Origin of the sequence: Citrobacter cronae, assembly GCF_016893685.1 — a bacterium.
Lineage (GTDB): Bacteria > Pseudomonadota > Gammaproteobacteria > Enterobacterales > Enterobacteriaceae > Citrobacter > Citrobacter werkmanii.
Genome location: NZ_CP069763.1, coordinates 203,215 through 226,818 on the forward strand (window position 1 = coordinate 203,215; position 23,604 = coordinate 226,818).

The 23,604-nt window shown below is 54.0% G+C and carries 16 protein-coding genes and 3 tRNA genes; 8 read left to right on the top strand and 11 right to left on the bottom strand.

Translation table 11 applies throughout. The annotated features are described in order from the left end of the window. Complete coding sequence (fucU, locus tag JSN25_RS00920; RefSeq protein ID WP_006686989.1) at positions 1-423, top strand: L-fucose mutarotase; 423 nt, start codon at positions 1-3, stop codon at positions 421-423. A 57-nt stretch (positions 424-480) separates the two neighbouring features. Continuing rightward, positions 481-1,200: an L-fucose operon activator gene (gene fucR, locus JSN25_RS00925; RefSeq protein ID WP_199966487.1), complete on the top strand. Its 720-nt coding sequence runs from the start codon at positions 481-483 to the stop codon at positions 1,198-1,200. A gap of 43 nt (positions 1,201-1,243) precedes the next feature. Here the strand turns inward: fucR and rlmM are convergent, their stop codons facing one another. The 4 genes from rlmM to JSN25_RS00945 form a co-directional block, all read right to left on the bottom strand. Further along, positions 1,244-2,344 (bottom strand): 23S rRNA (cytidine(2498)-2'-O)-methyltransferase RlmM, encoded by a 1,101-nt coding sequence (gene rlmM, locus JSN25_RS00930; protein ID WP_199966489.1) that lies wholly within the window; start codon positions 2,342-2,344, stop codon positions 1,244-1,246. Next, a complete protein-coding gene (locus tag JSN25_RS00935; RefSeq protein WP_003034037.1) occupies positions 2,337-2,732 on the bottom strand; it encodes a DUF423 domain-containing protein in 396 nt (131 codons plus the stop codon). Before JSN25_RS00935 ends, rlmM begins: the two co-directional genes overlap by 8 nt. A gap of 18 nt (positions 2,733-2,750) precedes the next feature. Continuing rightward, positions 2,751-3,668, bottom strand: a complete 918-nt coding sequence (gene gcvA / locus JSN25_RS00940; protein ID WP_038633269.1) for a glycine cleavage system transcriptional regulator GcvA — start codon at positions 3,666-3,668, stop codon at positions 2,751-2,753. Between the two features lie 362 nt (positions 3,669-4,030). Continuing rightward, complete coding sequence (locus tag JSN25_RS00945; protein WP_016154261.1) at positions 4,031-4,258, bottom strand: YgdI/YgdR family lipoprotein; 228 nt, start codon at positions 4,256-4,258, stop codon at positions 4,031-4,033. A gap of 192 nt (positions 4,259-4,450) precedes the next feature. On the opposite strand from JSN25_RS00945, the gene csdA reads away from it, so the two are divergent. Both csdA and csdE read left to right on the top strand, forming a co-directional pair. Next, positions 4,451-5,656, top strand: a complete 1,206-nt coding sequence (gene csdA, locus JSN25_RS00950) for a cysteine desulfurase CsdA (protein ID WP_085048929.1) — start codon at positions 4,451-4,453, stop codon at positions 5,654-5,656. Beyond that, positions 5,656-6,102, top strand: coding sequence for a cysteine desulfurase sulfur acceptor subunit CsdE (gene csdE, locus JSN25_RS00955; RefSeq protein WP_069324527.1), 447 nt, complete (start codon positions 5,656-5,658; stop codon positions 6,100-6,102). Before csdA ends, csdE begins: the two co-directional genes overlap by 1 nt. A 78-nt stretch (positions 6,103-6,180) precedes the next feature. Here the strand turns inward: csdE and tcdA are convergent, their stop codons facing one another. Both tcdA and mltA read right to left on the bottom strand, forming a co-directional pair. Then, entirely contained in the window at positions 6,181-6,987 is an 807-nt protein-coding gene (gene tcdA, locus JSN25_RS00960) for a tRNA cyclic N6-threonylcarbamoyladenosine(37) synthase TcdA (protein WP_204525383.1), read from the bottom strand. A gap of 134 nt (positions 6,988-7,121) precedes the next feature. Next, positions 7,122-8,219: a murein transglycosylase A gene (gene mltA, locus JSN25_RS00965; RefSeq protein WP_042310759.1), complete on the bottom strand. Its 1,098-nt coding sequence runs from the start codon at positions 8,217-8,219 to the stop codon at positions 7,122-7,124. A gap of 205 nt (positions 8,220-8,424) precedes the next feature. On the opposite strand from mltA, the gene JSN25_RS00970 reads away from it, so the two are divergent. From JSN25_RS00970 to JSN25_RS00980, 3 genes are all read left to right on the top strand, one after another. Next, positions 8,425-8,501, top strand: a tRNA-Met gene (locus tag JSN25_RS00970). A gap of 48 nt (positions 8,502-8,549) precedes the next feature. Next, positions 8,550-8,626, top strand: a tRNA-Met gene (locus JSN25_RS00975). A 151-nt stretch (positions 8,627-8,777) separates the two neighbouring features. Further along, positions 8,778-8,854, top strand: a tRNA-Met gene (locus JSN25_RS00980). Between the two features lie 75 nt (positions 8,855-8,929). Here JSN25_RS00980 and amiC read toward each other — a convergent pair. Further along, positions 8,930-10,183 carry an N-acetylmuramoyl-L-alanine amidase AmiC gene (amiC, locus tag JSN25_RS00985; RefSeq protein ID WP_042310761.1) on the bottom strand — a complete coding sequence of 418 codons (1,254 nt, stop codon included), beginning with the start codon at positions 10,181-10,183 and terminating at the stop codon, positions 8,930-8,932. 234 nt (positions 10,184-10,417) lie between these two features. Here amiC and argA point away from each other — a divergent pair, with 234 nt between their 5' ends. After that, positions 10,418-11,749 carry an amino-acid N-acetyltransferase gene (gene argA, locus JSN25_RS00990; RefSeq protein ID WP_038633289.1) on the top strand — a complete coding sequence of 444 codons (1,332 nt, stop codon included), beginning with the start codon at positions 10,418-10,420 and terminating at the stop codon, positions 11,747-11,749. 44 nt (positions 11,750-11,793) lie between these two features. Here the strand turns inward: argA and recD are convergent, their stop codons facing one another. From recD to recC, 4 genes are all read right to left on the bottom strand, one after another. After that, positions 11,794-13,623, bottom strand: a complete 1,830-nt coding sequence (gene recD / locus JSN25_RS00995; protein ID WP_204525384.1) for an exodeoxyribonuclease V subunit alpha — start codon at positions 13,621-13,623, stop codon at positions 11,794-11,796. After that, positions 13,620-17,165 (bottom strand): exodeoxyribonuclease V subunit beta, encoded by a 3,546-nt coding sequence (gene recB, locus JSN25_RS01000; protein ID WP_204525385.1) that lies wholly within the window; start codon positions 17,163-17,165, stop codon positions 13,620-13,622. The genes recD and recB overlap by 4 nt, the downstream gene beginning before the upstream one ends. Beyond that, positions 17,158-20,046, bottom strand: coding sequence for a pitrilysin (gene ptrA / locus JSN25_RS01005; protein WP_204525386.1), 2,889 nt, complete (start codon positions 20,044-20,046; stop codon positions 17,158-17,160). The genes recB and ptrA overlap by 8 nt, the downstream gene beginning before the upstream one ends. 179 nt (positions 20,047-20,225) lie before the next feature. After that, a complete protein-coding gene (gene recC / locus JSN25_RS01010; RefSeq protein WP_204525387.1) occupies positions 20,226-23,594 on the bottom strand; it encodes an exodeoxyribonuclease V subunit gamma in 3,369 nt (1,122 codons plus the stop codon). Positions 23,595-23,604 lie beyond the last annotated feature (10 nt).

The window sequence follows — 23,604 nt, forward strand, 5'->3', positions numbered from 1 at the left end:
ATGCTCAAAACGATATCACCCTTAATTTCTCCCGACCTGCTGAAGGTGCTGGCTGAAATGGGTCACGGCGATGAGATTATCTTTTCCGATGCCCATTTTCCGGCTCACAGCATGGGACCGCAGGTGATTCGCGCCGACGGTCTGCTGGTCAGCGATCTGCTGCAGGCGATTATTCCGCTTTTTGAACTGGACAGCTACGCCCCGCCGCTGGTGATGATGGCGGCAGTAGAAGGCGACGCTCTCGATCCTGACGTCGAGGCTCGCTATCGCCAGGCGCTTTCCTTACAGACCCCCTGCCCAGACATCACGCGTATTGACCGTTATGCCTTTTACGAACGCGCGCAAAAGGCGTTTGCGATCGTTATCACAGGAGAACGGGCAAAGTACGGGAATATTCTTTTAAAAAAAGGGGTAACGCCATAATCTCTGGTCAGCATGCCCGTCTGGTACGGGCATGCTGCATAAAATGAGGATCAGAACATGAAAGCGGCGCGCCAGCAGGCCATCGTAGATCTGCTTACCCACCACAAAAGCCTGACAACCGAAGCCCTGTCATTGCAGCTTAACGTCAGCAAAGAGACCATCCGCCGCGATCTCAGTGAATTACAAACCCAGGGCAAAGTGCTACGCAATCACGGACGGGCCAAGGCCATTCACCGGAAAAATCAGGACAGTGGCGACCCGTTTCATATTCGACTCAAAAGCCACTATGCGCACAAAGCGGATATTGCGCGGGAAGCGTTGGCATGGATTGAAGAAGGAATGGTGATCGCCTTAGACGCCAGCTCAACCTGCTGGTATCTGGCACGTCAGCTACCGGACATCGACATTCAGGTTTTTACCAACAGCCAACCCATTTGCCAGGAATTGGCAAAACGCGAACACATTCAGCTCATCAGCTCTGGCGGCCGCCTTGAACGTAAATACGGCTGTTATGTTAATTCCGCGCTCATCTCGCAGCTAAAATCCCTCGATATCGATCTATTTATTTTTTCCTGCGAAGGGATCGACAGCGACGGCACGCTCTGGGACTCCAATGCCACCAACGCAGACTTCAAATCCATTCTGCTTAAGCGCGCATCGCAATCTTTATTGCTGATCGATAAAAGTAAGTTTAATCGTTCCGGGGAGGTCCGGATTGGGTGTCTGGATGGTGTGACGCATATCGTGTCAGATACGCAGCTGATTGAAACAACATAGACCGGATAAGACGTTTACGCCGCCATCCGGTCTATGTTTAGCGTTATCGCTCGTCCCGGCGACCGCCGACGGCCGCCCACAGACGACGCACGTGTACGGTCACTTCTTCCCGATCATGATACAACTGACGCGCCTGCATCTGGGCATTGACGCCATGCTCATCAAGCTGTGCCTGGATATAGGCCAGATTCTGCGATACCTCTTCATAACGTTTTTTCATCGGCAGCTTGAGGTTGAAGATCGTCTCGCGACACCAGCCGTTGACCAGCCACTGCGCCATCAGCGCGGCAACCTTCGCCGGCTTCTCCACCATGTCGCACACCATCCATGAGATGTTGTTACGATTCGGGCGATACTTAAATCCGTCTTCGCGCAACCAGGTGACCTGCCCTGTATCCATCAGGCTTTGCGCCATCGGACCATTATCCACGGAATAAACCCACATGTTGCGTTTAACCAGTTGATAGGTCCAACCGCCCGGACACGCGCCTAAATCCACGGCATACATGCCATTGGCCAGACGCTCGTCCCACTCATCTTCTGGAATGAACACATGCAGCGCCTCTTCCAGCTTCAGCGTTGAGCGGCTCGGCGCATCGGCCGGGAACTTCAGGCGCGGAATACCCATGTAGAACGGGGAGTTATTGTCAGGCCAGGAATAACCGGTATAACAACAGCCAGGGGCGATAAAGAAAACATGAACCACCGGACGTTTCGGCGTTTCATATTTTGCCAGTACGCCCGCTTCGCGCAGCGCCGCGCGCAGCGGTACGGTAAATTTACGGCAGAACTTAACCAGCTCTTTGCTTTCATTGGTGTCGGCGACTTCGACCCGCAGATTGCCGCCTTTTTCCACAACGCCCTGCAACATGCCGACAATTGGCGTAATACGGTCTTCCGGCGGTAAATATTGCAGCAGTTCGCCCACCACAAACATTTGACGGGCAAAAATCAACGAGCTAAACGGCAGCTCTTTCACTAACTTTTCGGCATCGTCCTGCTGATAGCATTCGAAGATCACATAGCCCGCATTGTCTTTTACACGGGCGAAACCGAAGATTTCCCGACGTCCTGCTTTATCCGTAATTTCTGCGGCGCACTCTTTTTCAAAACCCGGGCGACACAACAATACAACCTTATTCATGGCTAACGCCCTTACGTTTCAATCGAATAGCGCCCACTAACATCAGCGCCCAGCCCACAAGGAAGCTGAAACCACCGACGGGGGTAACAAACGCCCACAGGCGTAAATGGGAGAGCGCGAGGCAATACAGGCTACCGCTAAACAGCACCGTTCCTAATGCCAGAAACACGCTACTCCAGTAAAACCAAATGCTAATGCGTCGCTGCATGGCGACGGCCAGGCCGAAGATAGCCAGCGTATGAAACGCCTGATACTCAAGGCCAGTCTGGATCCAACCCATTTCTACGACACCCAGGGTTTTACTCAGAACATGTGCCCCAAAGGCGCCCAACGCCACAAAGATAAAACCACTTACGGCGGCAAAAATCAGCATAAAACGGCTGGTCATGTTAATACCCTACGTAATTTATTGTTCATAACGAAAGCGGAATTTTTCTTGTTCCGAGGCCGCTTTCGCCAGTATCCACTGACGGAAGGCGGCTATTTTACCCAGTTCTGCCTGACTGTCATGACAAACCAGATAAAACGCGTTTTTGCTGACCAGAACATCGTTAAACGGACAGACCAGACGTCCGGCTTCAATTTCGGACTGCGCCATAACGTTATTCGCCAGCGCAATCCCCTGTCCATGGATAGCAGCCTGTAGCACCATGGCGCTATGGCTGAAGATAGGTCCTTGCTGTACGTTGATATGATTCAGGCCAAGCTGGCGCGTATAGGCTTGCCAGTCACGCCGCGACGCATCGTGCAACAATGTGTGTTTTGCCAGATCATCCGGCGTCTTCAGCGGCTTATCACCGGTAAGTAGCAGCGGCGAGCAGACCGGCAATAAATATTCTGCGTACAATTTTTCAACGCGCAGACCCGGCCAGTTGCCGCGTCCGTAGAAAATCGCCACATCAACATCGTCAGCCAGTTTGTCTTCCTGACGGTCCACCGCCTGGATCCTGACATCGATTCCCGGATAAGCTGAGTTAAAGCTAGAGAGTCTGGGCACCAGCCATTGGATCGCGAAACTGGGCAATAAACTAACGGTAAGCGCACCTTTTGCACTGCGTGCCTGAAGTTTACGCGTCGCGTCAGTTAATTGCGAAAAAATCTCTTTGATGTCGAGGAAATAGCTTTGACCCTCTTCTGTTAACAGCAGAGATCGATTGCGTCGACGAAACAGCTTCAGCCCCAGGAAATCCTCAAGTGACTTGATTTGATGACTTACTGCGGCCTGCGTCACAAAAAGCTCTTCCGCTGCGCGGGTAAAGCTCAAATGGCGCGCTGCGGCATCAAAAACACGCAATGCATTTAGGGGTGGTAATCGTTTTGACATGACTTTTAGGCTTTGATGTTAAATGAATTTAACAATTATCTAACAGGATGTAACCTATTAGTTTTTTTTATCTGAGCCATTATAAATTGTCCGTTGAGGTTCTACCAGCAAATACCTATAGTGGCGGCACTTCCTGAAGCCGGAACGAAAAGTTTTATCGGAATGCGTGTTCTGGTGGGCTTTTGGCTTACGGTTGTGATGTTGTGTTGTTGTGTTTGCAATTGGTCTGCGATTCAGACCATGGTAGCAAAGCTACCCTTTTTCACTTCCTGTACATTTACCCTGTCTGTCCATAGTGATTAATGTAGCACCGCCAAATTGCGGTGCTTTTTTTTGTCCGACTTTCTGTCGATGGCGACCGGTTAGTTATCCAGTTCTACCATCTCTTTCACATCGGTACGGTTGATCTGCTGTTTGTTGCCGTTAGCGTCTTTATACGAAATCATTCCCGTTTCATTGTCGGTCTGTGGCTTGCCATCAGATACGATTGATCGACCATCGTTGGTGTGCATCACGTAATTCGATCCAGAACAGGCGCTCAGGGCAAAAGTCAGCATACAGGCAGAGATAATTGCGGCAGTCTTTTTCATCTTCTTCTCCTTAAAGCGATTTATGCTATTAAAAACACACTCCGTAACAGGCAAAATTGCTCGCCTAACGCTATTTAGCATAAGACACTGTGAGGACTTTGCCAGGATATCCAGAGTATTCCGATGGTTAGCACAACCCTTGTGTCAGCGCCTGTTTTGCGCGACGATCGGTTTATTGAACTGAGGATGACCATGAACGCATTTAATCCCGCGCAGTTTCGCGCGCAATTTCCCGCACTCAACGATGCCGGCGTCTACCTCGACAGCGCTGCTACTGCACTGAAGCCGCAATCCGTGATTGAGGCGACCCAGCAATTTTATAGCCTGAGCGCCGGGAACGTGCATCGCAGCCAGTTTGCCGAAGCGCAACGCCTGACCGCGCGCTATGAGGCCGCACGGGAAAAGGCCGCGCGCCTGATCAACGCCCCGGATGACAAAACGATAGTCTGGACCCGTGGCACAACGGAAGCTGTCAACATGGTTGCCCAAAGCTATGCGCGTCCGCGCTTACGGCCGGGCGATGAGATTATCGTCAGCGTGGCGGAACATCATGCCAATCTCGTTCCGTGGCTGATGGTGGCAGAGCAAACGGGCGCTAAGGTAGTCAAACTCCCGCTCAACGCCCATTTGCTACCGGACGTCGAGCGTCTGGTTGAGCTCATCACTCCGCGCAGTCGCATTCTGGCGCTGGGGCAGATGTCGAACGTCACCGGCGGTTGCCCGGATTTAGCCCGCGCCATTACGCTCGCCCATGCGGCTGGCATGGTGGTGATGGTTGATGGCGCGCAGGGAATTGTGCATTTTCCCGCTAACGTGCAGCAGTTAGATATTGATTTCTATGCCTTCTCGGGCCACAAGTTGTATGGCCCTACCGGTATTGGCGTACTGTATGGTAAGCCAGAATTACTGGAAGCCATGTCACCGTGGCTCGGCGGCGGCAAGATGATTAGCGAAGTCAGCTTTGACGGTTTCACCACCCAGGCGGCCCCCTGGAAGCTTGAGGCCGGTACGCCTAACGTAGCTGGCGTCATCGGGCTAAGCGCGGCGCTCGAGTGGCTGGCGGACATTGATGTTGCGCAGGCCGAAAACTGGAGCCGGGGTCTGGCGACGCTGGCAGAAGACGCCCTGGCGAAACGTCCCGGTTTTCGTTCCTTCCGTTGTCAGGACTCCAGTCTGTTAGCCTTTGATTTCGCTGGCGTTCATCACAGTGATATGGTGACGCTGCTGGCCGAATATGGCATTGCGCTGCGCGCAGGGCAACACTGCGCACAACCACTGCTGGCGGAGCTGGGCGTATCCGGGACCCTACGCGCCTCTTTTGCGCCCTATAATACGCAAAGTGATGTGGATGCGTTGGTCGCAGCCGTTGACCGCGCGCTGGAAATATTGGTGGATTAATGACAAGCCCTTTATTCGCCGGACACCCGTTTGGCACAACCGTAACGGAAGAGACGTTGCGTACTACGTTTGCCCCGCTCAGCCAGTGGGAGGATAAATATCGTCAGCTAATTCTGCTGGGTAAGCAGCTTCCGGCGCTGCCGGAGGCGCTAAGGGCGCAGGCAAAAGAGATAGCGGGATGTGAAAACCGCGTCTGGCTGGGATATACCCTGCACGAGAATGGCACCCTGCATTTCTTCGGCGACAGCGAAGGCCGTATTGTACGCGGGCTGTTGGCGGTATTGCTCACCGCCGTTGAAGGTAAAACCGCAGCCGAGTTACGGGCGCATTCACCCATGGCGCTATTTGACGAGTTAGGGTTAAGCGCGCAACTCAGCGCCTCGCGAAGCCAGGGCCTGCATGCGTTGAACGAGGCGATTCTTGAGGCTGCCCGGCAAGCCGGATGACGACGGCTGATGCGTCTTATCCGGCCTATAACACCGCACGAACTGTAGGTCGGATAAGCATAACGCCATCCGACACAATCAACTCTGGCGCGCCGCTTTCGCCATCATCTTCTTCAGCGCATGGGAAACGGCTACAAAGCCAAAGGTAGCCGTCACCATGGTGGCGGCGCCAAACCCTGAGGCACAATCCATACGTTTTGGCCCTTCCGCCGTCGCCTTCATGGCACACACCGAGCCATCTGCCTGCGGGTAAACCAGCGCCTCGGTCGAGAACACGCAATCCACGCCCAGCTTGCCTTTACTGTTTTTCACCAAGCCAAAATCACTCTTCAGCCGCTCACGCAGCTTGGCCGCCAGCGGATCCTGAATGGTTTTTGCCAGATCAACCACCTGAATCTGCGTCGGATCGATCTGCCCGCCCGCACCGCCGGTGGTTACCAGCGGAATCTTATTACGCCGACAGTACGCAATGAGCGCCGCTTTCGGGCGCACGCTGTCAATCGCATCGATGACATACGAATAACCCGCATTCATATACTCCGCAACGTTATCTGGCGTAACAAAATCATCAACCACGTTCACCCGGCACTCCGGGTTAATCTGGCGGATACGTTCCGCCATCACCTCAGCTTTCGCTAAACCAACGTTATCGCGCAGCGCATGGATCTGACGGTTAGTATTGGTGACGCAAACATCATCCATATCGATGAGCGTAATCGCGCCAATGCCGGTACGCGCCAGCGCTTCCGCCGCCCACGATCCCACACCGCCAATCCCGACCACGCAAACATGCGCGCCGGCAAATAACTGCAGCGCATTTTCGCCATACAGCCGCGCCGTGCCGCCAAAACGCTGACGCCAGGCGTCACTGATAACCACAGACATAGAACCTCAAATATAGAAAACAAAAAGAGCGGACAAATACCGCCCTTGATGACTGCATCACTGCCTGATGGCGGCTACGCCTTATCAGGCCTACTCAGTAATGTAGGCCGGATAAGCGAAGCGCCATCCGGCAATTAACCGCTAAATACGTTACCCGCGTTGGCCGCTGTTTTCAGCACCCATACGCGACCGTAGTGATTATACCACCCGGCACGATGTCCGGCGTCAGCGCCAATGCCCTGATAGATATCAAAGTGCTGGCCTTTAATCGCACCGCCCACATCCAGCGCCACCATCAGGCGCAGTTCGTACTGGCCGGTGAACTTACCGTTATTGTCCAGCAAGGGGACTTCCGCCAGTAACGTGGTGCCCGCAGGAATGATACTGCGGTCAGAAGCCACGGATGCGCGACCAATCAGCGGTACCGCGCTGGCCCCTTTCACCGGCGCAAAAGATTGCGGCTTAAAGAAGACAAACGATGGGTTCTGCTCCAGCAGCTCACGCACTTCGGCCTCGCTGTGCGTCTCTCCCCAGTGGCGAATGGCCTGCATTGACATATCTTCTTTTTTCACTTCGCCACGATCAATCAACACCTTACCGATACTGCGATAGGCATGGCCGTTTTTCCCGGCATAGCTAAAGAAGTTTAGCGGGCTGCCATCGCCAAAATCGATATAGCCACTGCCCTGAACATCCATAATAAAGTTATCCATCAGGGAGTTGCTGTACGCCAGAATATAATTATCGCTTAGCGCGCCTGCGTAGATCTCGGCACGAGAGGGTAAACGTCCGCGTTTTGGCGGCATGCGATAGATAGGATACTGGAACTCGCCCTGACGCGTGTGGCGCGCCTGAATAACCGGCGTGTAATAACCCGTAAACTGGACGTTACCGTAGTTGTCCGCCCCTTCCATTTGCCACGCGTCAATACCAAACTGACGCATGCTGCGCGTATCACCGCCCGCACGTAACCATTGCTGGATAGCGTTGTAGACGTTGCTCTGGTTACCGTACAAACGCGGCGAAGCGCTGCGAATTTGATTAACCTGCTCGGCGAAATCACCGGCATTGATTGGCGCGCCAACCGCATCAGGCTGGTTCACCAGTGAGAAAGGCTGGGTAAATTTCCCGTCTTTATACTGCTGCCCACGATCGGTGGGTTTTGAGGAACACGCGGCGAGCATCGCAACGACTGCTCCCGCCAGAAGATATTTTGCCCAACGTCCTTTCATTGTTCTCGTCTTATGTTGCCTGAATGCGAGACGAAGATAACAAACCCCCGTACCTAATGAAATGCGTATGCATACCCGAACGCAAATTTTGCGCAAAAAATAATCCAGAATACGTTGTTTTTGTTCATTTTCACCCTTAAAACGTGATCAAGGTGAAAAAAGGGTTGCATGAAAATGCGAGCAGAGTATAGTGCGCATCCACGGACGCGGGGTGGAGCAGCCTGGTAGCTCGTCGGGCTCATAACCCGAAGGTCGTCAGTTCAAATCTGGCCCCCGCAACCAATTAAAATCAGAAGCAGTAACGTTACTCGATGGAAGAGTAATGACGGACGCGGGGTGGAGCAGCCTGGTAGCTCGTCGGGCTCATAACCCGAAGGTCGTCGGTTCAAATCCGGCCCCCGCAACCAATCATATTTGCTGCAATATTTTTGCAAAGTAGTTCGAATCACAGCAAGGCGGCGACGCAGTGAATCCTTAGGAGCTTACTACAATAAGTGACTGAGGTGAACGAGGAAAGCCAACGCAGATGTGGTTTGAAATACGAAGCAAAAAGACGGACGCGGGGTGGAGCAGCCTGGTAGCTCGTCGGGCTCATAACCCGAAGGTCGTCGGTTCAAATCCGGCCCCCGCAACCAACACATTAAGCACCTTAACGGGTGTTTTTTTGTATCTGTCGTTCGTAAAAAAAAGCGCTTTTCAGCGCTTTTTTGTTATCCCCTTCTCGCCAGCGTCGCACCATCGGCAAAGTAAGCTTTAATCCCTGCCAGAATCGACTCCGCCACTTCCTGCTGGAAGGTCGCCGTCTTTAGCTTACGTTCTTCTTCGACGTTACTGATAAATGCCGTTTCCACGAGGATAGAGGGAATATCCGGCGCTTTCAGCACCGCGAACCCGGCTTGCTCAACCTGATTCTTATGCAGGTTGTTGATTTTACCAAGCTTATTCAGCACCGCTTTGCCAAACTTCAGGCTGTCGGCGATGGTCAGCGATTGCACCATATCGAACATGGTGTGGTCGACATAACGGTCACCGCTTTTGCTGACGCCACCGATGAGATCCGAGGCGTTCTGGGTTTGGGCCAGATATTTTGCCGCGGTACTGGTCGCCCCTTTAGTCGAGAGCGCAAACACCGATGAGCCGCTGGGTTGCCGGCTGGTAAAGGCATCGGCGTGAATAGAGACAAACAGGTCTGCACGCTGTTTCTGCGCTTTCGCCACACGCACTTTTAGCGGAATGAATATATCTTCATTACGCGTCATAAAGACCTTCATGTTGCCCTCTTTCTCAATAAGGGCTCGCAGGCGACGGGCAATTTGCAGTACCACATCTTTTTCACGCGTCTTGTATTTCCCCACCGCACCGGAGTCTTCTCCACCGTGCCCGGGATCCAGCATAATGACAATCGGACGATCGCGCCCCGCTTTACCCGGCTGCGGACCACTTTGCGCAGGCGGCACCTGTTTATCCAGATCGCCCTTGTTGTAATCTTCAAGCAGCGCCAGCAGCGGATCCTGAACATCCTGCGCATTGGCAGGATAAAGATCCATGACCAGACGCTCTTTAAAACCGGCTACGGGGGCCAGGGCAAAGAGTTGCGGCTTCACATTCTGTTTCAGCTCGAACACCATCCGCACGGTCTGCGGGTCAAATTGCCCGACTCTCGCCGACTTAATATAGGGATCGTCAGGACGAATCTGCGCGCCGATGCCCTTAAGCACCGAGTTCAAATTAACGCCTTCAATATCGACAACCACACGCTCAGGATTACTCAGGGCAAACTGTTTGTATTTCAGCAAACGGTTGGATTCCACCGTGACGCGGGTATAACTGGACGCAGGCCAGATACGAACGGCAACGACCTGACTCACGGCAGCCAGACCAACCTGACTGACGCTCAAAAGCCACATAGCACCCGCACCTTGCAGTAAACGACGGCGACTGATTGCTGAATTGGATCCCGACATGCTTCTCCCGAGCAAAAGAAATCTTTATTGAAGTAATACGTAAAACGTCCGAATTGACCGGAAACTTTAACGAATGACGCATAATCTGTCATCTATAAAAGGGTAAACATTCTTTTTATATTCACGGCATTACTGAAAAAAATCTTCGGCATGAGTAAAAATTACGCTTGCGCACAGCACCAAAACAGAATAAAAATACACAAATTACGAATAATCATGCAATGAGGGTGTGCCGTGGTGAAGGAGCGTAGAACCGAACTGGTACAGGGATTCCGCCATTCTGTTCCCTATATCAATACCCATCGGGGAAAAACGTTTGTCATTATGCTGGGCGGCGAAGCCATCGAGCATGAAAACTTTTCCAGTATCGTCAATGACATTGGGCTTCTTCATAGCCTCGGCATCCGCCTTGTCGTGGTCTATGGCGCACGACCGCAGATTGATGCCAATCTTGCGGCGCATCATTATGAGCCGGTGTACCACAAAAATACGCGCGTCACCGACGCTAAAACCCTGGAGCTGGTCAAACAGGCTGCGGGATTGCTCCAGCTTGATATTACCGCCCGCCTGTCGATGAGCCTGAATAATACGCCATTGCAGGGTGCGCATATCAATGTGGTCAGCGGTAATTTTATTATCTCCCAACCGCTGGGCGTTGATGACGGCGTGGACTACTGCCATAGCGGGCGTATTCGTCGTATTGATGAAGAGGCCATTCACCGTCAACTGGACAGTGGCGCGATAGTCCTGATGGGGCCAGTCGCCGTTTCCGTTACCGGTGAGAGCTTTAATCTGACGTCAGAAGAGGTCGCCACGCAGTTGGCTATCAAACTGAAGGCGGAGAAAATGATTGGCTTTTGCTCCTCCCAAGGGGTCACCAACGATGATGGCGATATTATTTCCGAATTGTTCCCTAACGAAGCCCAGGCGCGCGTCGAGTCACAGGAAGAGAAAGGTGACTACAGCTCAGGTACGGTGCGCTTCCTGCGTGGTGCGGTGAAAGCTTGTCGCAGTGGCGTACGCCGCTGCCACCTGATCAGCTATCAGGAAGATGGCGCGTTGCTGCAGGAACTGTTCTCCCGCGATGGCATCGGTACGCAAATCGTGATGGAAAGCGCGGAGCAAATTCGCCGCGCCACCATTAACGATATCGGTGGCATTCTGGAGCTGATCCGTCCGCTGGAACAACAAGGCATTCTGGTCCGCCGCTCCCGCGAGCAACTGGAAATGGAGATCGACAAATTCACCATTATTCAGCGCGATAACCTGACCATCGCCTGCGCCGCACTGTATCCTTTCCCGGAAGAGAGGATTGGCGAAATGGCCTGCGTGGCGGTACACCCGGATTACCGTAGTTCGTCACGTGGGGAAGTATTGCTGGAGCGGATCGCCGCGCAGGCCCGGCAAATGGGGCTGAGTAAACTGTTCGTACTGACCACCCGCAGCATCCACTGGTTCCAGGAGCGCGGCTTCACGCCGGTGGATATCGACCTGCTGCCGGAAAGCAAGAAAGAGATGTACAACTATCAGCGGCGATCAAAAGTGCTGATGGCTGATTTGGCCTAGGCGTGGCTGCCGGATGCGGCATAACAGCCTCATCCAGCCGGCAGCTACATCATGCCGTCATTAAATAACGCCGACAGTCCGCTGCGGCGTTCGGTACGCATGACAATTGCCCCGCCCAATATTCGTTCATCGGCATACAGCGAAAGGCGGCGGCGCGCGCGGGTTACGGCGGTATAGACCAGCTCGCGGGTAACCACGGGGGAATGCTGGCTGGGTAAAATCAGCGCCGCATGGTCAAACTCAGAGCCCTGCGATTTATGTACCGTCATCGCCCAGGTGGTTTCATGCTCAGGCAAGCGGCTGGGTTGCACCGACTTAATCGAACCGTCCGGCAGCGCAAACCACACCCTCAGCCCTTGTCCGCGATCGAGGGCAATGCCAATATCACCGTTAAATAACCCCAGCGAACTGTCATTGCGCGAAATCATCACCGGTCTTCCCTCATACCAACGACTGTGCGTCGAACGGTGAATTTTACGTTTTTGCGCCATCACCTGCTCAATGCGCTCATTCAAACCGCCTACGCCAAACGGGCCTTCCCGCAAAGCGCACAGCAGCTGATACTCATTGAAGGCCTGAATGATGGCATCCGGCGCGGCGCCCTCATGCAGTAAATCCAGGTAGTGCCCATAACCTGTCAGCGCCTCATCCAGCATCGCGGCGTAATCTTCACTGCTGCGTAACGTGCGTTTTTCGATATCGCTGAATCCCTGCTGGAAAACCGTTTTTACCGCAGCCTTGTCACCGCGATTAATCGCAGCAGCCAATTGACCGATCCCGGAATCACTGCCGAAACGATAGCTTTTTTGCAGCAGACACAAGCTGTCACGCAACGCCGCCGCCTGAGTACCCGTTCCCGCCGGAATAGCGCTACCGGTCAGGCGACTAAGCTGCCGGGCGCGTTCCGGGGTAAATCCTTCGCTGACAAAAGCACAAATATCCCCGAGCACCGCCCCCGCCTCGACGGAGGCGAGCTGGTCACGATCGCCGAGAAAAATCACCCGCCCGTGCGGCGGTAGGGCATCGATAAGGCGCGACATCATCGGCAAATCAATCATCGAGGCTTCATCCACCACCAGCACATCCACATGCAGCGGATTCCCCGCGTGATGACGCAAGCGCTGGCTGCCGGGCTGAGCGCCTAATAACCGATGCAGCGTACTGGCATCATCGGGAATGCGTTTCTTTTGCTCATCGGTAAGCGGCAGTTCTCGCAACGCCGCTCCCAGCGAGGCGGTCAGACGCGCAGCCGCTTTTCCCGTTGGCGCCGCCAGACGAATACGGCAGCGTTCACCGTCCGCCATCTGGATCAACGCCGCCAGAAGTCTCGCGACCGTTGTCGTTTTTCCGGTGCCCGGCCCGCCGGAGATCACTGATATACGGCGGGTCAGCGCCACAGCAGCGGCCACCTTTTGCCAGTTAACGCCTTCAGATGATGGAAACAGCGCCTCCAGCGTGTCAGTCAGCCGTTGTTCATCCACCTCAATGGCGTGGTTAACTTCACTGAAAAAACGCGCCACCGCGCGTTCGTTATGCCACATGCGGTTCAGATACAGGCGATCGCCGTATAGCACCAGCGGGGTCGGTTGCTCGCCACGGCTTACTGCCCCGGAGGCCAGCAAACATTCCGCCCAGTCTTCAGGCTCGCCCATCTCAGCAAGCCAGGCGCTTAACAAAGGATGAGCATCTTCGAGTAAGGATAATCGCGAAAGTGGTAAGCAGACGTGCCCTTCTCCCGCTTCGCGGCTGAGCAATGCCGCAGCCAGCGCAACCGCAGGATTACCATTTCCGGCCACTGCCAGCGCAAACTGGGCATCCAGAGGCCGGAGCTGTTTTTGTTCAACGGCTTCCAGTAATCGTTTCTGGATTGTCATGACATCTCCTCCAGCTCCGCACCGGTAAACATCTCATCCATCAAAGCGATCAATTCTCCGTCTGGTCGGGTGGCGTAAATTCCCTGCTGCGGATCCTCGCCATCAACGCCGCGCAGGAAAAGATAGATAACGCCGCCAAAATGGCGTTCATAGTCATAATCAGCAATGCGATGGCGTAAGTAGCGATGCAGCGCCAGGGTATAAAGTTGATATTGCAGGTCGTAGCGATGCGCCTGCATGGCTGAGGCCATCGCCTGCTGCGTGTAGGCTGCGCTGTCTTCACCCAGCCAGTTAGATTTGTAATCAAGCAGGTAATAACGCCCCTGATGACGAAACACCAGGTCAATAAACCCTTTTAGCATGCCGCGTACCTGCATAAAATCCAACGCAGAGCAGCCCGCTGAGAGCGGATCGTATTTACGGATCAACGCATCAAGTCGGCTGGCCATCAGCGGCTGCGAAATCGGCAGATAAAACTCCATCTCCACCTGTTTTTCACGGGCGGAAAGTTGGCTCAAACTGACGCCCGTCTCGTTAAGAGGCGCCTGCAAAATGACGTCCAGCCATGCGGTCAAAACCGGCGTCCAATGCGCGTCATAACCGCCCAAGGCCAGTTTTTCCTCGACCCAATGCGGATCTACCGGTTGGGTAAAATCAAGGTCCTCAAACAGGCTATGCAAAAACGTGCCCGGCGAGGCGCCGCGCGGAAATTGATGCGGGGTGAGTCCTGACTCCGCAATGACCTCGCCAACGCCTGCGGCATCAACATCCAGGCGCGGGATCAGATCCTGCGCGATTCCATGTCCGCGCTGTTGCAGGCCGGAATAACTGGTCACGCGCCAGCCATCGCCGGGGGTGCGTTGCAATGTTCTCGCACTCAATGTGGCGCTGACCGGCTGTGCAACCTGCCAGCGCTCACCGTCAGGTTGACCTGGCGTCAGGCAGGCAATATCGTCGCAACCCAGTGCGTCAATCGCGCCACGCAGTCCCACGGCATCCATTGGCTCACCTTTTTGCAACAGACGACCAAGGGCGCTCTGATGCACATCGGTATCCCCTTTTTTATCGCCCCGACGACGTATCAACGGCGCAACGCCAAGGCTGCAGTGCCATACCGAACGGGTTAGCGCAACGTAGAGCAAGCGCAGGTCTTCCGCCAGGCGTTCAGCCTCTGCCAGCTCAACGCTCTCCCTGGCGTCACTGAGGTCCAGTACCGCTTCAAAGGAGCTGCGATCGTGGTAGAACGCCTGATCCTGGACGCGGAAATTCGTGATAAACGGCAGCCAGACCAGCGGGTATTCCAGCCCTTTCGATTTATGAATAGTCACGATTTGTACCAGGTGCTTGTCGCTTTCCAGTCTGAGCTGCTGGCTTGACGCATTGCTGTCCGGTTCAAGCATATGCTGGGACAACCAGCGCACCAGCGCATGCTCGCTTTCCAGTTGCGATCCCGCTTCCTGGAGCAGTTCGCTGATATGTAAAATATCGGTTAGACGGCGTTCGCCCCCTGCCGTCGCCAGCAGGTTTTCCGCAATCTGGCGATTTGTCATCAGCGCACGCAGCATCGGCATGACGCCGCGTTTATGCCAGATTTGACGATAGCCGTCGAATTCTTCAACTACCGCATCCCAGGCATTCTCATCGTTATTTAATGCTTCAATATCCTGCGCATTCAGCCCCATCATTGAGGTCGCCAACGCGCTACGCAGTGTGTTTTCCCGTTCCGGCGTCATCACCGCTTGCAGCATCCACAGCAATTCCTGCGCTTCCAGCGTTTCAAATACGCTGTCACGGTTGGAAAGGTAGACGGAGGGAATCGCCAGTTGCGTCAGGGCATCGCGGACCAGCGCCGCCTCCTGGCGGCTACGAACCAGTACGCTGATGTCTGAGGCGCGTACCGGCCTGGATGCTTTACCGCTGACCAGTTGCGCATCACCAGAGTGTCCGGCCTTCAGCCAGTCGCGAATTTGCGTCGCGCACACCTGCGCCATGTAGTTCTGGTAGTCGCCTACGCCACAACTTTCCCCTTCCATCAGCCACATACTCATTGCGGGCTGCGTTTCACCATGTAAAACAAACCGCAGCGACTGGTTTTTCTCTGCAAATTTTACCGGGCTAAAGGGGATTTCGCGGAACATAAAGGCGTCGTCCATCTGGCTGAAAAGCGTATTCACGCTATTGACCATGCCGGGGGCAGAACGCCAGTTGGTATCGAGCGTATAGTGTGCGCTGACTTCGCTGCGCGCCTTCATATAGGTGAAAATATCCGCGCCGCGAAACGCATAAATAGCCTGTTTGGGATCGCCAATCAACAGCAGCGCGGTCTCTGGTTGATGCTGCCAGATCCGGCGGAATATGCGGTACTGCTGCGGATCGGTATCCTGAAATTCATCGATCATCGCGACCGGGAAACGGGTACGGATAGCCGCCGCCAGCGCATCGCCGCTGTCACTGCGCAACGCCGCATCCAGACGGCTGAGCATATCGTCAAAGCCAAGCTCGCCGCGTCGACGCTTCTCTTCGGCAACCGCGGTGCGGATTTCCGCCAGCGCTCGGGTGATCACCAGATCGCGGAGAGTTAACGGTTCGCTAAGTAGTTCATCAATGGCGACGAAAAGCGGGTGCTGAGGCATTACGCCCCCCGCTTTGGTGCGCTCTTGCAGAAAACGCTGTGAGAATTTCTCCAGCGCGTCAGGAAGCTGGTAACTCTGGGTTTCTTCCTGTGCCCATGCGCTGATCTTTTCGATCCACTTGCTCTGGTTACCGCGATTGAATTTACGTCGGTCGATCCCGGAGGCTTCCAGCAGCCCGTCCAGCTCATCAACAGAGCCGCGCCATTGCTGCTTAATCCGGTTAATGCGGGCGAGAATTTGTTCGTGTCGGGAGGCCAGCGTTTCGTCATCGGACGGGGGAGCCTTGATCACCGGCGCTTCGCCCTGCAGATAGCGATCGATATCCCTCAATAGCGCCTGAGGACCTTTCCACGTTTCAAAAATGACCTGCGCAATGTCGCGGGACAACGGATAGCAATGCCGCCGCCAGAAGTCCGCGCACGCCTGATAACGCAGCAGTGATTCGTCTTCAATCAGTTGCTGTTCAAACAGCATGCCTGACTCAAAGGCGTTGAGGCTCAGCATGCGCTGACAAAAACCATGAATGGTAAACACCGCCGCTTCATCCATCTGTCTTTCAGCCAATAGCAGCCACTGGGCGGCCTGTTTTTTATCGGCTATTTCGTCTAACAAACGGGCATATAGCGGGTTGTCGGTGGTTTCACGCAGGCAGGCAATGCGCAGCTCATGAATGTTGCTACGAATTCGGCCACGCAGTTCCTCTGTGGCCGCCTCGGTAAAGGTGACCACTAACAGTTCTTCAACGGTCAGAGGACGTGGAAAGGCGGCAGAGCCGCCCAGTCCAAGCAGTAAACGTAAATACAGGGCGGCGATGGTAAAAGTTTTACCGGTGCCCGCAGAGGCTTCAATCAGGCGCTCGCCCGTCAGGGGCAAGCGCAGTGGATCAAGGGACTCAGCGGCATCATTCATTCTTGTCACTCATCAGGGGTAAGGTTTGCTGCAACGCGCTGACGGTCTGCCACACTTTCCAGCCTTCCGGGCGCACGTATTCTGCTTTCCCGTTCTGACTGCCGGAAACCTGTGACAGTATCGCCATGCCTTGCGGCTCAACCACCGCCTGATGGAAGAAGTCGGCAAGTTTTTGCGGCGTCAGCAGTTTAATCTGAGCCACTATTTTATCACGTGAATCGAAGCGCATATTGCCGCGATCAAAATCTTTGCTTAACTGTGAGGCTTCTTCCCCCAGCGTTTGCGGCGCCTGTAGCATTTGCGCAATGATCGCCTGCTGAATTTGTGCAAACTCTTCAGGTTTCATTGCCCGCAGCTTCGCTTCCGCCGTCGGGAAAAATGCTTTATAACGCTCCCAGAGGTAAGACGGTTGCTTATCACTGCTTTGTAACAGGAACCCCATCCCCCACTGACGCCCAACGCTCATCGGGAAAGCAAATACGGCATAGCCTAACTGCTCTTCAGTACGCAGTTGGTTGTAGAACCACGGCTGAACAATTTGCCCTAACATGGCGCTGTAGGCTGAACTGCTGTATTCGTCATAGCCAGTTGGCACAAATACCGCCGCCAGCGCAGAATCCGTGCTACTACCCGCTTTCTCAAAGATGACGGACTGCTTCTTGTCCACGACCACTTCTTTGTTCCGGCACCACTGCGAGCCATTCGCGCCAAGCTGTTTCTGAATATCCTGCGCCATGGTTGTAGCCTGAGCTTTGCTCATATTACCCACCACCAGGAACTCAGGCCGCGCCCCCGCTTTTAACGCATCGCGGTAGGACATCACCTCTTGCAACGTAATGGATGGCAATAGCGCGCGACGTTCATCGCGTGAGAAATAGGGCACCTGAGACAGCATTTGCACCGGCATAATCGCCTGATCGTAGGCTTTACCTTTTTCCGCAGAGTCCATCATCTGGGCGTACCAGGATTTCGCCTGTGCCAGTTGTTCATCCGTTGAGGTGTAGCTGAAATAACCGCTTAATAACGCCTGAAAAAGCTGCGGCAGACGTTGAGTGTAACCGTTAGCGTTAAGCATCAGACCATTGTTAGCGTTGGTCGAAAAACCTATTCCACCCACCGATGCCTGGTTGCTTAACTGATCGAGCGCGATTCCCGCCAGGTAATCGTTCAGGGCGAATAATACCTGGTTGCGCGCGCTGTCCATCGCTTTCGGGTTACGCAGGATCACGCTGACATCAGCCTTCGGCTCGCTGGCAAAATACTGGCTCGGCGCATACACCACGCGCAAATCCGGCTCATCGACGATCAGTTCCGGGTGAGCGTATTTTTTATCCGCTTTGATCAGCGTGAAATCATCCGGAATGTAGGGGTTCAGCTCTGGCAAAGACAGCGCAATGCCCTGTGCTTTTTGCTGCCAGTCAGCAAAGGTTTTGTCGCTGATTTTGTCCACCTGATAAGGCGCATCGACAAAATAAGCGGTTTTATTATGCGGTTCTTTCGCGCTGATATACCAGATACGCGCATTCTGCGGCGTCATCATTGCCAGACGTTGCGCAATGGCTTGCGCATCATATTGGTCGGCAATATTCACCGCATCCAACGTATGCTCGACGGGAACGCGGATCATGGTATCAGCCAGCCATTCCACGTAGTCCATATCACGAGTGATTGAAGGATAACGGAAATCGAGATCCAGCACGTGCGCCAGTTCGTTAAAGTAGCGTTTATCGACGCCTTTCTCACGTAACAGATTGAGATAGCTAAAGATGGCCGCAACAACTTCATCGCGGTTCGCCAACCCTTTGTCGGTTAACGTCGCAGAAATGGCTAATACCCCGCTGTTGCCATTCACCACCGGATCGGAATCGGCGCGAATGCCCTCCACCAGCCCCTGTTTTTGCAGCCAGTCGGACAGCGTACCAGGACTACGATTGCCAATCAGGTAGGTTATCAGTTCATCAGTTTTGCTGCGGAACTTTGCGCTGTTGTTATCGATACGAAACTCGACGCGCAGGACTTTGCGCGGCATTGCCGGCACATAGTGGATGATGATGCCTTTCTGCGCGTCGGTGACAACCGGTACGGTGATTTCCGGTTTTTCGATATTTCTGTTCGGTACGCGGCCGAAAGTATCAGCGGCTATCCGCGCCAACTCTGGCAGTGGTTTATTACTATAAATCACCGCCTTCATCAGGTTCGCGGAGTAGTACTTTTCATGAAATTTTTGTAAAGCCAGCACCACCGGGTTACCCGGTTTATCGCTTAATGTCTCCAGATTTCCGCCGGAGAAACGCGAGCCAGGGTGCGCCGGGTTGATCGTCTCAGCGCTGACCTGCGCCATACGCATCCCATCCCGGGTACGCGCCAACGTCAGCTCAGAGTTCACCGCATTACGCTCGCGATCGGCATATTTTTTATCCAGCAACGGATCGGCGATCGCGTCCGCCAGTCTATCCACTGCCCCCACCAGCGCGTCGTTTTCGACTTCAAGATAAAAAGCCGTACGGTAAGGCGCTGTGCTGGCATTGTGGCTGCCGCCATGCATTTTCAGGAATTCAGCCAGGCTGTCGGGCTGCGGGTATTTTTTCGAGCCCATCAGACACATGTGTTCGAGATAATGCGCCAGCCCCTGATGATCGTCCGGATCTTCCAGCGAGCCAACAGGCACCACCAGTGCAGAAAGGGATTTCACGGCCTGCGAATCGGATACCAGCAACACGACCATGCCGTTATCAAGGCGCACGGCCTGATACTGGCGGGTATCTTTATCGCTTTTGCGGATGGTTTCAGCTAAAGGCTGCCAACCGGTATCTGCCTGACTTACGGGAACCCAAAGGGCGACGAACAACAGTAATGCGCTGAACCAGGTGCTGCGGGGCATTCACAAACCTCATCATTAACGTATTCACCTGTTCACTGCAAACCACGTATCAATACGTGGCATGAACAGGGCAAGACTTCGTGCTGAACAAGTCAGCATCTTCTCTTTTTAAGAATCAGTCCGTGACAGAATGCGCATCATAGTGGAAGCCATCAAATTGCGCAATTTTTATACAACCATCAGGACTGGTTAAAGCGAAAAATCGGTAACAGATAGCGCTGTGACTGTAAAACAATGCGTTCCAGCGTCTCGGCATCCAGTTGACGCCACAGGCGTTGATACCAGATATCATCGCCTTCGCCACGAACCATCATGTTGCCTTCATAAGCCTGCAAAAACTTACTGCGCGCTTTTTGCAGCGTATCGTCGTCCTCTAACATGGCATCATTTGCAGCGTCATAACAGGTTTTTATCCATGCGCCGCCGCTTTCCGGTAATACCAGCAATGGCGACGACATGCCTTCCCGATATCCCTCAATGAGCTGCGACAAATACAGCAGCGCCTGTTCTGCCGCCAGTGGAGGGAAACGCCATTCCCCGTCTTTGCGCAGGAACAACCGACTCTCTCCCGTACCGCCACTGGCACAATAGACAAGATGTTCCAGCCAAAGTTGCACCCCCTGGGCAATGCTTATTAATGATGGGCGCCAGCGCAACAAACCGTCCTCTTGCACCTGCGGCAGCCAACCGGTGATTTGCACACCGTTACAGATGAGATCAATCTCCATGCTCTGGCAAGGCTGACGGCAGGCGATAATGCGTTCAGCCAGCGACTGCATCTCCTGACGCTGCGTATCCCACAGAATTTCGCCAAATGACCCATAGGGCAGCACGCCTGCCGCACGAAAACGGCGAAACAATCGTTCAGCATCGTTCTCTTCAACCAGCGTGTTAAGCAATTGCTGATTAAGCTGATAGCGAGTTAATCCTTCCAGAACAAAAGGTTCTGTTTCCGGGATCTCACTTTCTTCAGAACGAAAGTTGACCTGCAAACGCATCTGGAAAAAGGCCCGTACCGGATGAGCCCAAAATCGCTGTAACGTTTCAAGCGTTAACGTGGCTGGCATTTCAAAGGGGAGAGGCTGCACAAAATCCGTGTGCGCTTTTCCTGACAGGCTCGCCGCAGGCAGCCACTCCCGGGCGTAGCTTTGCTGTTCGCCGGGCTGATAGTTTTGTGCGTCAAAAGGCATGCGGGTATGCAGACGGGTAATGTGCGCTTTTACCCGGGCCTCGCTTTGATCGCAGGTCAACGATTCGTCGCCCGGCAAATAGTGGCTTTGCCCGATGTAATCCATCAGTTCCTGCACCAATACCGACGGGAAGCGTTCACTGTTATCCTGAATTGAGCGGCCAATGTAGCTGATGTAGAGCGTTTGCTGCGCCGAAATTAATGCTTCGAGGAACAGATAACGGTCATCATCGCGACGGCTGCGATCGCCCCGCATCGGTTTTTGACTCATCAGATCAAAGCCCAGCGGCGCAAGCTGACGCGGATAAACGCCATCGTTCATGCCCAGCAGGCATACAACCTTAAAAGGAATAGAGCGCATCGGCATCAGCGTACAAATGTTAACGGGCCCTGCCAGGAAGCGCTGGCTAATGCGTTCCTGGTCGAGACGCTGCGCCAGCTCATCACGTAGCAAGGAAAGCGGTACGGCATCGCCATACTCAGCCCCCAGTCCTTCAGTAATAATGGCCTGCCACTGCTGTTCAATCAGCGTCATCGCCGCTTCGGTATCCGCATCCGGCAGGAAGAAATCATTAAGCATGTCCCGACAAACAGGCAGCCACTCTTCCAGCGGGCGCTCCTGCGCCAGTCCTCGACGCCAGAGATTAAGCTGCATCAGCAACGAGGCCAGATGCCCTACCAGTTCGGCAATCAAACCGCTCGACTCATCATAGGGCAATACCGATTGCCACTCGCCCTGGGCGCTTTCCATCGCATAGCCGAGCAGCATGCGCGTTAAACCAAATTGCCAGGTATGCTGACCCGTTGGCGGAAGTTCCAGCTCACGCACGTTATCGTCGTCAATTCCCCAGCGAATACCTGATTCATTGACCCACAAACGAAGATAGCGCAGACCATCTTCATCAATATTGAAACGTGCCGCCAGCACGGGGACATCCAGTAATGCCAGCACATCCTCAGAGACAAAACGGCTATCCGGTAGCGACAGCAGACTGATAAAGGCCTGCAAGACGGGATGAGACTGACGCGCCCGACGGTCGGAAATCGCATAGGGTAAGTAACGGTCGGCTGGCGCGCTGCCAAAAACCGCCTGAATGAACGGGCTGTAGCTGTCGATATCCGCCACCATCACGATAATGTCGCGCGGCGTCAGCGTGGGATCTGCTTCCAGCATTGCCAGCAGTCGGTCATGAAGAATTTCCACTTCACGCTGAGGGCTATGGCAGACATGGAAAGTCACGCTGGTGTCGTTCACATCAAGCAGTCGTTTGTTATCGCTCCGGGAATACTCGTCCAGCGTAACGCCCGCCACGTCCCGGCTTTGTAACTCGAGGATATCCGACTGAATGTTATGCAAAAGATTGTCTGGGGTTATATCGACAAACGCATCCAGCTCCTGGCTGTTTTCCAGTTCTGAAAGCAGATAAATATAATCACGTCCCAACTTACCCCACGAGGCCAGCATCGGGTTGCCTACATCCTGCTCACCATCACTGTTAAACAATCCTGCCGCATTCTGAGTATCACGAAACAGCGGCAGGTGACGTTCTTCAAAACTGTGCCGACGCTGACGCGCCAGCAACTTTGCCAGCCAGGCGGGATCTTTAATGTCGCCCCAATAGTAGCGACAAGGGTTGGTAAACAGCAGATGAATATCAATGTGCTTACCCAACGCCTGCAAGGCCTGCAGGTAAACCGGCGGTAGCGCCGAAATTCCGCAAATAAAGACGCGAGAAGGCAGCCCCTGCGGACATTCAGACGCATTTTCCAGGGTGTGAATAAATCGCTGATATAAATTGGCGCGATGCCAGCGCGGTTGACCCAGTTCAGCGGTGTATTCCACCAGCGCTTTCCACAACGGCGCCTGCCATGCCTGAGCCTCGCCGAGTCCTTCAATCTGGCGCCCCGCTTCCCACTGCGTTAACCAGTCAGGGCGATAAACTAAATACTGATCGAAAAGGTCCGCCGCGCGAGAGGAAAGCTGAAACAGCTTACGTTTATCGGTGTCGTCCGTCAGATAGTGTCGCAGCAGTGCGAAGTCATCGTTATCCAGCAATTGCGGCAGCAGAGTCATTAACTTCCAGCTCATGCTCTGTTTGCTGAACGCGCTCTCTTTCGGGATATCCGGCAGCACGCGCACAAACATATCCCAGATAAAACTCGCGGGTAGTGGGAAATCGATGTTGGCGGCGATACCAAATTTCTGTGCAAGGGTCATTTGTAGCCACTGCGCCATACCAGTGCTTTGCACCAGGATCATTTCCGGCTCAAAGGGATCGTCCAACCGCTCGCGCTCAACGATAAACTCCATTAACGCTTCCAGCACATCCAGACGATTGGAGTGGTAGACCCTTAACATAGCGGCTCCT